Genomic DNA, 14,014 nt, shown 5'->3' on the forward strand with positions numbered 1-14,014 from the left:
GACACATGTACGAAGAATCCGCTAGTTCACAAATTTTATATGAAGAAAGGTAGTTAAAGTAATATGACATCGAATACCCCGAAAGCTGTTATTGTTATTTTTGGCGCTACTGGCGACCTTGCAAATAGGAAATTGTATCCTTCCATTTACAGACTATATCGTAATGGGAAGCTGTCAGATAATTTTGCTGTAATTGGTGTAGCAAGACGACCACTTACAAATGAAGATTTTCGTGAGAATGTAAAGAAATCCATCAATGGGTTGAATGATCCGACAATTGATCCTGATGAATTTGCAAGTCATTTTCATTATAACCCATTCGACATCCAAGACTTAGAACATTATACAAAGTTAGAGCAATTAATTAATGAACTTGATGAGAAGCACGAAACAGAAGGCAATCGCTTATTCTACTTCTCAATGGCACCGAATTTCTTTGGTACGTTAGCTGCTAACTTAAAATCAGAAAGATTAACACAAACAAAAGGATGGACACGTTTAGTTATTGAAAAACCATTTGGCCATGATTATGAATCAGCTGAAAAATTAAATAACCAAATTCGTGAAGCATTTACAGAAGACCAAATTTATCGTATTGATCACTATTTAGGTAAAGAAATGGTTCAGAATATTGAAGTCATTCGATTTGCAAATGCACTATTCGAACCTTTATGGAACAATAAATATATCTCCAATATCCAAATTACTTCAAGTGAAGTACTCGGAGTAGAGGAACGTGGCCGCTATTATGACAGTGCTGGTGCTTTAAAAGACATGATGCAAAATCATATGCTACAAATGCTTGCACTTATTGCAATGGATCCACCAATTCGCTTAACTCCAGAAGAAATCCGTAGCGAAAAAGTAAAAGTATTGCGCGCACTTCGTGTATTGAATGAAGAAAATGTAGATAAATACTTCGTACGTGGCCAATATGATCGTGGTATTGTAAATGGTGAAGAATTACCTGCCTATCGTGAAGGTAATGGTGTTGATCCAGAATCCAATACAGATACGTTTGTCGCAGCTAAACTACTAATTGATAATTTCCGTTGGGCTGGTGTACCATTCTATCTTCGTACAGGTAAGCGTATGGAGAAGAAATCAACAGAGATTGTTGTGGAATTTAAAGATTTACCAATGAATTTATATTATGGTGAGGAACATGAGACAAAATCAAATCTTCTCGTTATTCATGTGCAACCAGATGAAGGTATTACATTACATGTGAATGCGAAAAAAGGTGATTACAATACATCTTCTACACCAATCACATTAAGTTACGATAATAATTCTGGTGATAAGATGAATACACCTGAAGCTTACGAAACATTGTTACACGACTGTATGCGTGGTGACTCCACAAACTTCACTCACTGGGATGAGGTTGCTCTTTCTTGGAAGTTTACGGATGTTGTCGCAAATGCATGGTCTAATAAAAAAGCTGATTTCCCTAACTACGAATCAGGATCAAACGGACCTAAAGCAGCAGATGAATTACTAGAAAAAGATGGCTTTAAATGGTGGGACATTAAACCTGAATAATCAGTATTTGAATGTTAAAAAAGCAATCAATTTATTTTGATTGCTTTTTTATACTATAACAAGAGGAGGAAATACAATGAAATTTTATGATATTTCGATGGAGATTCATCCAAATATGCAAGTATGGGAGAACATGGATAGCAAAAAACCAGCTTTCGATACACGAACTTTTGACACAGTAACAGATACCAATATGCAATTAAACGCACATACAGGTACCCATATCGATTCTCCTTTGCACATGATTAATCATGCAGATACATTCGAGAACATACCATTAAACAAATTAATTAGACAAGTGAAAGTGATTGATTTAATGCATGTTACAGATGGCATTTCGTCAAATGATTTGAAAGCGCATACTATCAATAAGAACGATTTTATTTTATTTAAAACAAAAAACTCCTTTTATGAAAGTCATTCCTTTGATTTCAATTTTATTTATTTGACTGAAGACGGTGCTGAGTATTTAATAAACAAGAAAATTGCAGGTGTAGGTATCGATACTTTAGGAATAGAACGGAGTCAAGAAGGCTACCCAACACATGTGAAATTACTACAATCTGATATTGTCATAGTAGAGGGATTACGATTAAAAGAGATTGTCCCTGGTGAATATTTTATGGTAGCAGCACCGTTGAAGTTAATAGGAACAGAAGCTGCACCAGCAAGAGTAATCTTATTTGATATGGAATAAGACCAATATTTGTATAATATTTAAAATCTCAACAATACCAAATAGAGTTTTTTAATACGCAAAAAAAATCCAAGCGATTCGATAAACAGTCTTCGAATCGTTTGGATTTTTGTAATGAAAGAATTCTTTTGTTCCAATCTTTAAATATTAATCTTCTAACCACTCTGTGTGGAACACGCCTTCTTTATCGATACGTTGATATGTGTGCGCACCGAAGTAATCGCGTTGTGCTTGTAATAAGTTAGCAGGTAATGTAGCTGTACGATAGCTATCAAAGTATGCTAATGCACTTGCGAATCCTGGTACTGGAATACCACGTTCCATCGCAATTGCTAATACTTTACGTAATGAATCTTGGTAGCTTTCTACGATACCTTTGAAGTATGGATCAAGCAATAGGTTTTTAAGTGCTGGTTCATTGTCATACGCTTCTTTGATTTTTTGTAAGAACTGCGCACGGATGATACAACCACCACGGAAGATCATTGCGATATCACCATAACGTAAGTTCCAATCATTCTCTTCAGATGCTGCGCGCATTTGCGCAAATCCTTGAGCATAAGAAACAATTTTACTCATGTATAATGCTTTACGAATTGCTTCGATTAACTCGTCTTTATCCCCTTCATATGGCTTATCAGCTACTGAAGGCCCGCTTAATACTTTGCTTGCTTCTACACGTTCCTCTTTCATAGCAGAAATGAAACGAGCAAAAACAGATTCTGTAATAACAGGAAGTGGTACACCTAAGTCTAGTGAGCTTTGGCTTGTCCATTTACCAGTACCTTTTTGGCCTGCAGTATCAAGAATCACATCAACCATTGGCTTACCAGTTTCTTTATCTTTCTTCTTAAAGATATCTGTAGTAATTTCGATTAAGTAACTATCTAATTCCCCTTTGTTCCATTCACCGAATACTTCATGTAATTCTTCTGCTGATAGTCCAAGCACATTCTTCATAATGAAGTATGCTTCACAGATTAATTGCATGTCACCATATTCGATACCATTGTGTACCATTTTCACATAGTGTCCTGCACCATTTGGTCCAATGTATGTCACACATGGTTCTCCTTCTACTTTTGCAGAAATTGCTTCAAAAATAGGTGCAACTAATTCGTAAGCTTCTTGTTGACCACCAGGCATAATAGAAGGTCCTTTAAGCGCTCCTTCTTCCCCACCAGATACACCTGTACCGATGAAGTGAATACCTGATTCATCCAATTCTGCATTACGACGCATTGTGTCTTTAAAGAATGTATTACCACCATCAATTAAGATGTCACCTTTATCAAGTAATGGTTTCAATGAAGCAATCGTAGCATCTGTTGCTGGACCTGCTTGGACCATTAACATGATTTTTCTTGGTTTTTCTAATGAATCAACAAATTCTTCGATTGTTTTTGCACCAACGAAATTTTTCCCTTTTGCTTCTTCATTTAAGAAATCTTCTGTTTTTTGATAAGTTCTATTGTATACTGCTACAGAATAACCTCTACTTTCTACGTTTAACGCAAGGTTTTTCCCCATTACAGCTAAACCTACCACACCAAATTGCTGTTTTGCCATTCTCTCATTCGCTCCTTTTTTAAACTAAATATGTGCATATGTATTATTCTACACTACTATTTTAGCACGAAATAGAATAATGCGTAACATCATTAGAAAAAAACATTCCATCTAATAACTTATTATATCCTGTCGTTCTCTGCAAGTAATTGTACCTTATTTTCTGAAATTTCTGCTTATTTTAACACAAATTTGTTGATTGCCTGCGCAACTCCTGCTTCGTCATTAGATGTTGTAATCCAATCACTCGCTTCTTTCACTTTGTCTTGGGCATTCCCCATTGCCACACCAATACCTGCTTGCTCAATCATTTTGATATCATTCAAACTGTCCCCACATGCCATTACTTGATCCATTGTAATGCCAAGACGTTCACAAACAACTTCCACAGCCTTCGCTTTATTGACACCAACAGCATTTACTTCAATATTAGTCAAACTAGAATTGCTTAACTCAATCTCTTTCCATTCTTCAAGTGTTGCCATTAGTAATTGTTTGGTTTCGTCATTATCTGTATCAAAGCCAAATTTCAGCCATGTATAATCCTCGACATTATCCGGGAATTCATCTCGCCAAATTTGATCAGTAGAAGCTGACCATGCCCAAGTCTTATGTTTATTTTTCAGTTCAATCAATTTTTTTATAATAGAGGCATCTACTATTTCTCTTGCGATTAATTCTTCCTCCATTGTCCATATTTCGCTGCCATTCACGTTAATAATATAATGAATATCTAATTCTTTCGCGATATGCGCACTTGTTCGGAAATGCCTTCCTGTCGAAATAATAACTTCGACACCTTTTTCTCTTGCTTTCTTAATTGCTTCTTTATTCTGCTCTGACACAGTATGGTCTGACGAAAGTAATGTCCCATCCATATCTAGCGCAATTAGGCGAATATCCTTCATAGTAATTCGCTCCTTTCTCTTCTACTATATTGTAAGTGATTCGCAATTGTTTAGCAAAAATACTGAAATGAGTTATACTAAAGTAAAGAAATAATCCCACTAAAATAAAACAATGTATGACGTACAGAAAGAATACGATACTAAGACTATTAATTTTTACGGGAAATGATACACAATAGATATGAGGTGATGAAACATGAGAGCAGTTGTAAGTGTTATTGGAAAAGACCAAGTCGGAATTATTGCAAAGGTAACAACAGTTCTTTCAGAGAATCATGTGAATATTTCGGATATTAGCCAAACGATTTTGCAAGATTTTTTTACGATGATGATGTTAATTGACATTGATGATATAAAGAAACTTGCACAGCTAAAACAAGCATTCGAGCCTGTCGAAAAAGAACTTGGACTTAAGATCAGTATTCAACGCGAAGAAATCTTCCAAGCAATGCACCGTGTATAAAGGAGTGAAGTAATCGTGCCAATTGCATATACAGAAATACAAGAAACGATTCGAATGGTACAAATGGAGCACTTAGATGTTCGAACAGTCACAATGGGGATAAGCTTAAGAGATTGCATCGACAGTGATTTTGATACGTTAAAAACAAATGTATTCCATAAAGTTACAACATATGCAAAAAATTTAGTGACTGTTGCAGAACAAGTTGCAGAAGAATATGGTGTACCAATTATTAATAAACGTGTGGCAATCTCCCCTGTTGCAGAACTATTAGGCAATGCTACTGTAGAACAAGCAGTAGAACTTGCCAAAACATTAGATGAAGCTGCAAAAAAGGTGCAGATTGATTTCATTGGTGGCTATTCTGCTCTTGTACATAAAGGAATCTCTAAAGGTGATCAAATTTTACTTGATGCACTGCCACAAGCATTAAGTGAAACAGAGCGAGTATGTGCCTCCATATCTGTCGGTACAACAAGAACGGGTATTAATATGGACGCAGTGAAACAAATGGGTGAAATTATTAAAGCAACTGCAGAATTAACAAAAGATAATAATAGTATTGGTTGTGCAAAACTTGTCGTGTTTTGTAATCCTGTAGAAGACAATCCATTTATGGCAGGTGCCTTTCATGGTGCAGGAGAAGGAGAAGTCGTGTTAAGTGTCGGTGTCAGTGGACCTGGAGTTGTATTACATGCATTAAAACGATATCCTGATGCAGATCTTGGCGAAGTAGCAGAAGTCATTAAAAAGACTGCATTTAAAATCACACGTGCAGGAGAATTTATTGGAAGAGTTGTTGCAGAACGATTAGAGGTGCCTTTTGGTATTATGGATCTATCCCTTGCTCCAACGAATGCGATGAATGATAGTGTTGCAGAAATACTAGAAGAAATTGGTTTAGAGTGTGTTGGTACACATGGAACAATTGCTGCACTTGCACTAATGAATGATGCAGTTAAAAAAGGTGGAGCAATGGCGAGTTCTTATGTCGGCGGACTTAGTGGTGCCTTTATTCCTGTTAGTGAAGACAACGGAATGATTCGTGGTATTGAACAAGGGGCCTTAACACTTCCTAAATTAGAAGCAATGACATGTGTGTGTTCTGTTGGATTAGATATGATCGCAATTGATGGAAATGCTAGTAGTCATACACTTTCTGCTATCATCGCAGACGAAGCAGCCATCGGAATGATTAACAAAAAGACAACAGCAATTCGTATTATTCCTGTTGTTGGCAAAGAGTCAGGTGAAGTGGTGGAATTTGGTGGGTTACTCGGGCGCGCACCAATCATTGGAGTCAATCCTTATCATTCAGATAAATTTATTCAACGTGGTGGCAGAATCCCTGCACCAATCCAAGCATTGACGAATTAACATACCACTTATCAGAATAATATGACTATTCTAACTTTTTAAAAGAGTATTGACTTGATATCAAATGCATGCTATCATCACAATTAATCAAAATTATCAGATAGCTTCTGTTATTCATGATTAGAAATGATATATGTGTTGATTACACTTATTAAAATAGAATAGAATCTCTTATCAAGAGAGGTGGAGGGACTGGCCCGATGAAACCCAGCAACCGTCATTAGTGATAGGTGCTAATTCCATCAAAGTTTGACATACTAAACTTTGAAAGATAAGAGGACGTAACGGTAATGAATGCCAATCCTTTCTGTCCTCTCATGCAGAAAGGATTTTTTATTTTTATACTAATAAAGAGAATAAGAGAAAGAAAGGAGCCAATTCACATTGATTCAAATAAAAGGCTTGTCAAAGATATACAAAACAAAAAAACAACAAGTTCAAGCTGTTGACGACGTATCATTAACGATTAATCAAGGTGAGATTTTTGGTGTGATCGGATATAGTGGTGCTGGAAAAAGTACATTTATTCGCCTAATTAATCGACTTGAAGAGCCGTCCAATGGTACTATATCGATTCACAATAAAGACATTACCAAGATGTCCGCAACAGAACTTAGATTAAAAAGACAAAAAATCGGTATGATCTTCCAACATTTCAATTTACTTTGGTCACGAACAGTCTTCGATAATATCGCATTTCCACTAGAAATTGCTGGCGTACCAAAAGCAACTCGAGCAGAAAAGGTGAATGAACTCATTCAATTAGTCGGTCTTGCTGGCAAAGAGAATAGCTACCCTTCTCAGTTAAGTGGTGGTCAAAAGCAACGCGTCGGTATTGCAAGAGCTTTAGCTAATGACCCAGAAGTATTATTATGTGATGAAGCGACATCCGCTCTTGATCCTGAAACAACGGATGATATCTTAGACTTACTTGTCTCTATTAATAAGAAACTTCAGTTAACTATCATTTTAATTACACACGAAATGCATGTCATTCAAAAAATATGCCATCGTGTTGCAGTAATGGAAAATGGAAAAGTTGTAGAATCTGGTGATGTACTAGATGTGTTTGTGAGACCTCAATCTAAAACAACGAAACGCTTTGTCCAACAATTAAATCCACTAGAACATGACCAAGCTAGCTTAAAAGAATTTATCACAAGCCGTGAAGATAGTGAAGTGGTGAAATTACATTTTATTGGGAACAACGCCAAACGTGCTTTAATTACAGATGTGATTAAACAATTTGATGTAGAGATCAACATCTTACAAGGTTCTATTGCACCAACTCGTGAAGGTGCTTATGGCACATTATATATCGAATTGAATGGCTCCAAAGATGTATTAGCATCATCTATCCAATTTATGCGCGAACAAAGTGTGGAAGTTGAGGTGTTACAACATGTGGAATGATTTATTCCCTAATGTCATCATGGAAGATTTATGGGTTGCGACAGAAGAAACCATGTATATGACAATTATTGCTGTAATAGGCACATTAATTTTGGGGATTTTCTTAGGATTATTATTATTCTTAACAGATAAGGGTAACTTATGGGAAAACAAACTAATTTATAACATAACAGCAGTAGTTGTAAATGTGTTTCGTGCGATTCCATTTATCATTTTAATATTATTACTCTTTCCATTTACAGATTTCTTGATTGGTACTATTCGCGGATGGAAAGCAGCATTACCTGCATTAATTATCGGTGCAGCGCCATTTTATGCGAGACTTGTGGAAATTGGTCTTAAAGAAGTCGACAAAGGCGTGATTGAAGCAGCGAAGTCGATGGGTGCAAATGCATCTACTATTATTTTCAAAGTGTTATTAAAAGAATCTATGCCTGCATTAGTATCAGGAATTACCGTAACAGCAATCGCACTAATTGGATATACCGCAATGGCTGGAGTCATCGGTGCAGGCGGTCTTGGAAATCTTGCTTATTTACAAGGATTCCAGCGATTTAATTTTGATGTCGTTCTTGCATGTACGATTTTAATTATCATTATCGTATTTATATTCCAAGTAATTGGCGACATGCTAACGAAAGCAATTGACAAAAGGTAATATGCTTAACACTAACTTGTTAAGCTTCTTTCATAAAATAAAATAGATAATAAGAAGGGAAGATTTATTTTGAAAAAGTATTTATTTACACTAGTAGCATTATTATTCATCGGAGTTTTAGCAGCATGTGGAACAAGTGACGACAACGAAACAGATAATTCCACAAATGGGGACAGCAATACATCAGAAGATGCAACAACTGATGATGCATCAGAAACAATTGTAGTTGGTGCAACAAGTACACCTCATGCTGAAATATTAGAAGAAGCAAAAAGCCTTTTAGCAGAAGAAGGTATTACATTAGAAATCGAAGTATACCAAGATTATGTATTTCCAAATGAAGATTTAGCAAGCGGAACATTAGATGCGAACTACTTCCAACACATTCCTTATTTCGAGTCTCAAAAAGCAGATAAAGAATATGATTTCGCAAATCTTGGTGGAATCCACATTGAGCCATATGGTTTTTATTCTAAAGATATCAAGAGTGTAGACGACATTACTGAAGGTACTGTTGTGATCATGAGTAACTCTGTAGCAGATCATGGTCGTGCATTATCCATTCTAGAAGAAGCAGAATTAATTAAATTAGACGAAAATGTTGAAAAAGTAGATGCACAAGTAAAAGATATCGTAGAGAATCCATTAAATTTAGAATTTGATACAGATGTAGATGCAGGTTTCTTACCTGAATTCTATGAGCGTGAAACAGAAGCATTAGTTGCAATTAACGGTAACTATGCATTGCAAGCTGGATTGTCACCAACTAAAGATGCACTATTGTTAGAAGGTACAGACTCTCCTTATGTAAATATTATTGCTGTTCGTAGTGAAGATAAAGACAAAGAAGCATTACAAAAATTAGTTGAAGTACTTCACTCAGAAGCCATTCAAAACTTTATCAATGAAAAATATGAAGGAAAAGTAGTTCCTGTAGCAGAATAATTGTAAACAGATATTAAGATAAAGAATTTTTCAATTACAAAAATCCAAGCGATTCGAAAGCTAATTACCGAAGCGCTTGGATTTTGTGTGTAATAGAAGTGAATTCTGTGATATTCGATATGTGCTTTGCACCCGCTCCGGCTTGCCCAATCCCCTTTCCATGGGCTTTTTCCTTCAGCTAACTTTTCCAAACACAAACCGCTTGGAAAAGTGGATCTTCAGAAAAAAGGATCCCATAGGAGTGGGATTGGGCGCCTACGCTCAGTGAAGTTCTACAATGTTTGCAAATGCTAGCATTTTGGTTGGTTAGAGAAATCAGCTTTTTTAGCTCATAATGATAATAAATCAGAGGCGATATGGGATAAAGCAAATATTTTTATAATTCCTTCCATTGTAGAATATAAAAAAGCGTAGGTGTCCGTTTCCACTCCTGTGGGATGTTTTTTCCCCTAAGATCCACTTTTTTAGCGTTCTTTGCTAGAAAAGTTAGCTTAGAGGAAAAACCCACGGAAAGGGAAACGGACAAACCGGAGCGGTTGCTAAGCACATATAAAATCTCAAAGTTATCAAATAGAAGTATCTAAGATAAAAATCTAAAGAATTCCTTTGTCCAATCTCATCTTCTACACCTATTCAAACCACTCCATCACTCTCTCGCTTCTCCTTCTCTCTGCTACATGCTACAATAACTACACGAATACCAATTCATACATCTTATAATGGAGTTGAAGAAATGCAACAATTAGTTTTAGAAGAGAAATGGAAACAAACAATTAGTTCACAAGATTTACAAACGATAGAGAAGCTTTTCCAATCTACTAGCAAGCATCAAGAAGGTGTCATTTTCACTCCTATCCGTCATGCACGAAATCACCGGAACGAATTATTATGCAGTGTCATTATTCACAATTTTACCGATGACAAATTATCACTTATCGGAAGTACCTTACAATTATTCCATAATGACAACATAATTGCGGAAGAGTCATTCCATGATACAAGGTTACTTTTACAACCAAGAACAAGTATGCCTTGGACCTTTATTTACCCTAATCATCCCTATCTTGAACAACACCCACTTCCAACTGAATGGTCGATTAAAATAATATAAATTGCGGATTTCCTCAGTCCGCTTTCTTATCCTAATGCATCACGTCTCTTGTACCCTATCATTCCAATAATACTTACTACTATTGCAAGTGCACTGATGCTAATAAGTGGCTTCCATGTGAATGTATCCATAGGAAGTTCTGGAATATGTGCAAAACTAGAAAGCATTGTCCCCCATTCAGGCATCTCCAATAATCCACCTAAATAAATATGAATGAAGCAAAAGACAAGATAACCCCAAATCAAAGAGGTATATTTTGGTACCCAGCCAAATAACCATACAGCAAGTGAGATAACAAAAAACATGGCAGGTAAGTAGGAGAAACTTGATACAAACATATTTTCAAATGGGATAGGATTTGTCATCACTTCTTTCGATACAAGCCATAGTCCGAATATACCAAGAAATAGACTAAGTGCCGCACTGAACCATCCGATTATCCAATAGATGCACACAACCCTGATTCTTGCTACACTTCGAACAAGCAAGTGTTCCACACGTCCCTTTTTTTCTTCTCCTCTTATTCTCATAAAAAACAGAATACCTGGAATTGTTGCAAATATTGCTAATACACGCATAAGCAATGTCGTAAATTGTTCTGTCACACTATAATCAGAATTATTTCCTATCAGTTGTTGAAACATTTCATTATCTGCAATGAATACTTCTATATCACCAAATACAGATCCATAAGAAACGCCTACTATCCATAATGCGAAAAACCATGCCAGCATTGATTTAAATTGGATTCGTATGATCAGACCTAATGGAGAGGCAAGCAAATGCCCAGCATCTCGTTTCCCTTTTCTACTTGGAATTAATCCACTTCCTATATCTCTCCTCGCTTGAACGAAAAACGTAAGTAATAGGAAAACAACCGAAAATCCCAACACAACAGGAATTGGCCACAATGTATTCTCAACAAAACTCTTTGTACGCACTAACAATCCTAACGGTGACAAGAAACTGACTTGTTCTGCTGTTACATCACCTATTGCACGAATGAAATAAAAGACAAATAGACTCGCAATTGCAATACCTGTCGTTCCTTTACTCGTTTCTTGTAATTGTGCTAAAAATGCTGTTAACATAGCAAAAAAGATACCCGCAGTTGCAATGGTCAGACCATATACAATAGACCCAATTATCGTAACAGACGATTCATTTAATACAATGAGTCCTACAGTAATGAAAAAACCAATCAAAAGATTCACGACTACTAGATAAATAACGGAAGCAGAAATAGATGCTAATCTCCCAACAGGTAATGCACGGATGAATTCCATTCGACCATCTTCTTCTTCTTTCCTAGTCAATGTAGACATGAGTAAACAGTTCATCACACCAATTACAACCATTGTAAATACTAACATTTGATGTGCAAGCATCGCTCCAGTATGATAGTTTTCCACACTAAATATTGGTCCTACCATTGCAACCATTGCAGGATTTTTCATTGTTTCTGCCATGACATTTCTTTCTTGTTGTGATTGGTATAATCCATCAAATGCAATCACTGTAAGTAACGTAATCGCTACAAGTGAAAGTATCCAAATAATACTTGCGATTCGTACCTGTTTCCATTTCCAATAGAGTAATTGTTTCGTAGATTGAAAATACATCTTCTCCCTCCTCTCTTACTTCACTTCATAATGTTGGATAAATAATTCTTCTAAAGTAGGTGGCAAGCTTTCGATATATGTGATCTGGTGTTCACTAAGTTGTTTCATCACCTCTGATAGATTCTCTGCATCTACTTGCAATTCATATTGCTCATTCGTTTTTGTCATGTCATGGACGCCAGCTAACGTATGCAACGTGTCTATTGGTCGTTTTGTTTGTACAATGATTTTTGATCTTGTTAAATGTCTTAACTGTTGTAATGTTCCACTCTCAATAATTTCGCCATTGCGAATAATCCCTACCGTATCACATAGTTTTTCTACTTCTGATAATATATGGCTCGATAACAAGACACTTTTTCCTTCTTCCTTTGCTTCCATTACACATTGTTGAAAAACTTGTTCCATTAAAGGATCTAATCCAGACGTAGGCTCATCTAATATGAATAACTCGGAAGGCGAGGCAAAAGCACTAATTAGTGCAACCTTTTGGCGGTTCCCTTTGGAATATGTGCCACATTTTTTTGTCGGATCTAATTGGAACCTCTCGATAAGTGCATCTCTTTTCCCTTTATTAACCGTTCCTTTTAGTCTCAAGAAAAAATCAATCACTTCTCCCCCAGTTAAGTTATCCCATAAATGAACATCACCTGGTACATAAGAGACTTTCTCATGAATACTCACAGCCTCTTTCCATACATTCTTACCGAATATGGTTGCTTCACCACTTGTTGCTTTTACAATTCCTAAAAGAATACGTAATGTTGTCGATTTCCCTGCACCATTTGGTCCAATAAAACCGTATACTTCTCCTTTTTCTAATTGAAAAGTCACACCATTTAACGCAACAAAGGAACCAAACTTTTTTGTTATGTGTTGTACATCCATTACTGACATTGTCCTTACCTCCCTCATATTTATCGAAAATTAATTCTTATCCTTACATGTATTGTATCTGTTCTATTTCATATACACAATACAGTTTTGAAATATTATATTAATATTATTTCAAAACTAGTACAAACAAATGTAGAAAAAGTTAGGATGATTTCATTGTGAAATGATAGAAATATCGTTACAATATGCTTGAGGTGAGAGTATATGGACGGATTTGAACGCCGCACAGCATCAAAAAAACAGCAAATTATCGTTACAGCATTGCCTCTTTTTTTGACGCATGGTATAAAAAGTGTTTCTATTGCTACCATTGCGAAACAGGCACATGTATCACAAGTATCCATTTACAACTATTTTGGAAGTAAAGATCATTTGCTAAAGGCAACAATGGACTATTATATTGATGAAATTTTTAAAGAATATGAAGAAATTTTACATGCAAAAATATCTTTTTCTGATAAAATTAAACAAATGATTTTTCAAAAAGGAAAGTTAGCAACAGCAATACACGAAGAAATTATTTCTTACTTCACTTCAAGTGCTTCTGGAGAGCCATCATATGCAGATCAACTATTTCAAGAAAAAACTCTACAGTTCTTCTATACATTAATCCAGCAAGGAAAAGACGAAGGGTATATTAAGAAGGATTTATCTGAGCATGCTGTCATGATTTATTTACAATTATTTAAAGATGCGATGCAAAAGAAAGAGCTACAAGAGGTATTGATACCGCTCACAGAGGATATTATGCATTTATTCTTTTATGGTATAATAGGTAATAAAGACTAGAAACATCATATGTTAAGGAG

13 protein-coding genes and 1 riboswitch are annotated in these 14,014 nt (G+C 35.8%); of the genes, 9 read left to right on the forward strand and 4 right to left on the reverse strand.

Annotation, left to right across the window (positions count from 1 at the left end; translation table 11 throughout):
- Positions 1 to 63: 63 nt before the first annotated feature.
- Positions 64 to 1,545, forward strand: a complete 1,482-nt coding sequence (gene zwf, locus ACFOZ1_RS13820; RefSeq protein ID WP_390200218.1) for a glucose-6-phosphate dehydrogenase — start codon at positions 64 to 66, stop codon at positions 1,543 to 1,545.
- Positions 1,546 to 1,621: 76 nt separating this feature from the next.
- Positions 1,622 to 2,242, forward strand: coding sequence for a cyclase family protein (locus ACFOZ1_RS13825; RefSeq protein WP_390200219.1), 621 nt, complete (start codon positions 1,622 to 1,624; stop codon positions 2,240 to 2,242).
- Between the two features lie 147 nt (positions 2,243 to 2,389).
- On the opposite strand, the gene gndA is transcribed toward ACFOZ1_RS13825, so the two are convergent.
- On the reverse strand, positions 2,390 to 3,811 hold the full coding sequence (gene gndA, locus ACFOZ1_RS13830) for an NADP-dependent phosphogluconate dehydrogenase (protein WP_390200221.1): 1,422 nt from the start codon (positions 3,809 to 3,811) through the stop codon (positions 2,390 to 2,392).
- 176 nt (positions 3,812 to 3,987) lie between these two features.
- Positions 3,988 to 4,719: a Cof-type HAD-IIB family hydrolase gene (locus ACFOZ1_RS13835; protein WP_390200223.1), complete on the reverse strand. Its 732-nt coding sequence runs from the start codon at positions 4,717 to 4,719 to the stop codon at positions 3,988 to 3,990.
- A gap of 196 nt (positions 4,720 to 4,915) precedes the next feature.
- On the opposite strand from ACFOZ1_RS13835, the gene ACFOZ1_RS13840 reads away from it, so the two are divergent.
- The 6 genes from ACFOZ1_RS13840 to ACFOZ1_RS13865 all read left to right on the forward strand — a co-directional run bounded on the left by ACFOZ1_RS13840 (position 4,916) and on the right by ACFOZ1_RS13865 (position 10,686).
- Positions 4,916 to 5,182, forward strand: a complete 267-nt coding sequence (locus tag ACFOZ1_RS13840) for an ACT domain-containing protein (protein ID WP_390200225.1) — start codon at positions 4,916 to 4,918, stop codon at positions 5,180 to 5,182.
- A gap of 15 nt (positions 5,183 to 5,197) precedes the next feature.
- Positions 5,198 to 6,559 carry a PFL family protein gene (locus ACFOZ1_RS13845; protein ID WP_390200227.1) on the forward strand — a complete coding sequence of 454 codons (1,362 nt, stop codon included), beginning with the start codon at positions 5,198 to 5,200 and terminating at the stop codon, positions 6,557 to 6,559.
- A gap of 168 nt (positions 6,560 to 6,727) precedes the next feature.
- Positions 6,728 to 6,837, forward strand: a riboswitch (SAM riboswitch).
- Positions 6,838 to 6,943: 106 nt separating this feature from the next.
- Positions 6,944 to 7,972, forward strand: a complete 1,029-nt coding sequence (locus tag ACFOZ1_RS13850) for a methionine ABC transporter ATP-binding protein (protein ID WP_390200229.1) — start codon at positions 6,944 to 6,946, stop codon at positions 7,970 to 7,972.
- Positions 7,962 to 8,630 carry a methionine ABC transporter permease gene (locus tag ACFOZ1_RS13855; RefSeq protein ID WP_390200231.1) on the forward strand — a complete coding sequence of 223 codons (669 nt, stop codon included), beginning with the start codon at positions 7,962 to 7,964 and terminating at the stop codon, positions 8,628 to 8,630. Before ACFOZ1_RS13850 ends, ACFOZ1_RS13855 begins: the two co-directional genes overlap by 11 nt.
- Before the next feature lie 69 nt (positions 8,631 to 8,699).
- Positions 8,700 to 9,575, forward strand: coding sequence for a MetQ/NlpA family ABC transporter substrate-binding protein (locus ACFOZ1_RS13860; protein WP_390200233.1), 876 nt, complete (start codon positions 8,700 to 8,702; stop codon positions 9,573 to 9,575).
- Positions 9,576 to 10,308: 733 nt separating this feature from the next.
- The gene (locus ACFOZ1_RS13865; RefSeq protein WP_390200235.1) at positions 10,309 to 10,686 is read left to right on the forward strand and encodes an SLAP domain-containing protein; all 378 of its coding nucleotides are present in this window, start codon (positions 10,309 to 10,311) and stop codon (positions 10,684 to 10,686) included.
- A gap of 26 nt (positions 10,687 to 10,712) precedes the next feature.
- Here ACFOZ1_RS13865 and ACFOZ1_RS13870 read toward each other — a convergent pair whose 3' ends face one another.
- Together ACFOZ1_RS13870 and ACFOZ1_RS13875 are read right to left on the reverse strand one after the other, a co-directional pair.
- Positions 10,713 to 12,308, reverse strand: coding sequence for an ABC transporter permease (locus ACFOZ1_RS13870; protein WP_390200237.1), 1,596 nt, complete (start codon positions 12,306 to 12,308; stop codon positions 10,713 to 10,715).
- A gap of 15 nt (positions 12,309 to 12,323) precedes the next feature.
- Positions 12,324 to 13,205, reverse strand: coding sequence for an ABC transporter ATP-binding protein (locus ACFOZ1_RS13875; RefSeq protein ID WP_390200239.1), 882 nt, complete (start codon positions 13,203 to 13,205; stop codon positions 12,324 to 12,326).
- A 204-nt stretch (positions 13,206 to 13,409) separates the two neighbouring features.
- Between ACFOZ1_RS13875 and ACFOZ1_RS13880 the strand changes: the two genes are divergently transcribed.
- On the forward strand, positions 13,410 to 13,994 hold the full coding sequence (locus ACFOZ1_RS13880) for a TetR/AcrR family transcriptional regulator (protein WP_390200241.1): 585 nt from the start codon (positions 13,410 to 13,412) through the stop codon (positions 13,992 to 13,994).
- The last annotated feature ends 20 nt before the right edge of the window (positions 13,995 to 14,014 follow it).

Origin of the sequence: Gracilibacillus marinus (assembly GCF_042651725.1) — a bacterium.
In the GTDB taxonomy this organism is placed as follows: Bacteria; Bacillota; Bacilli; order Bacillales; family Amphibacillaceae; genus Gracilibacillus; species Gracilibacillus marinus.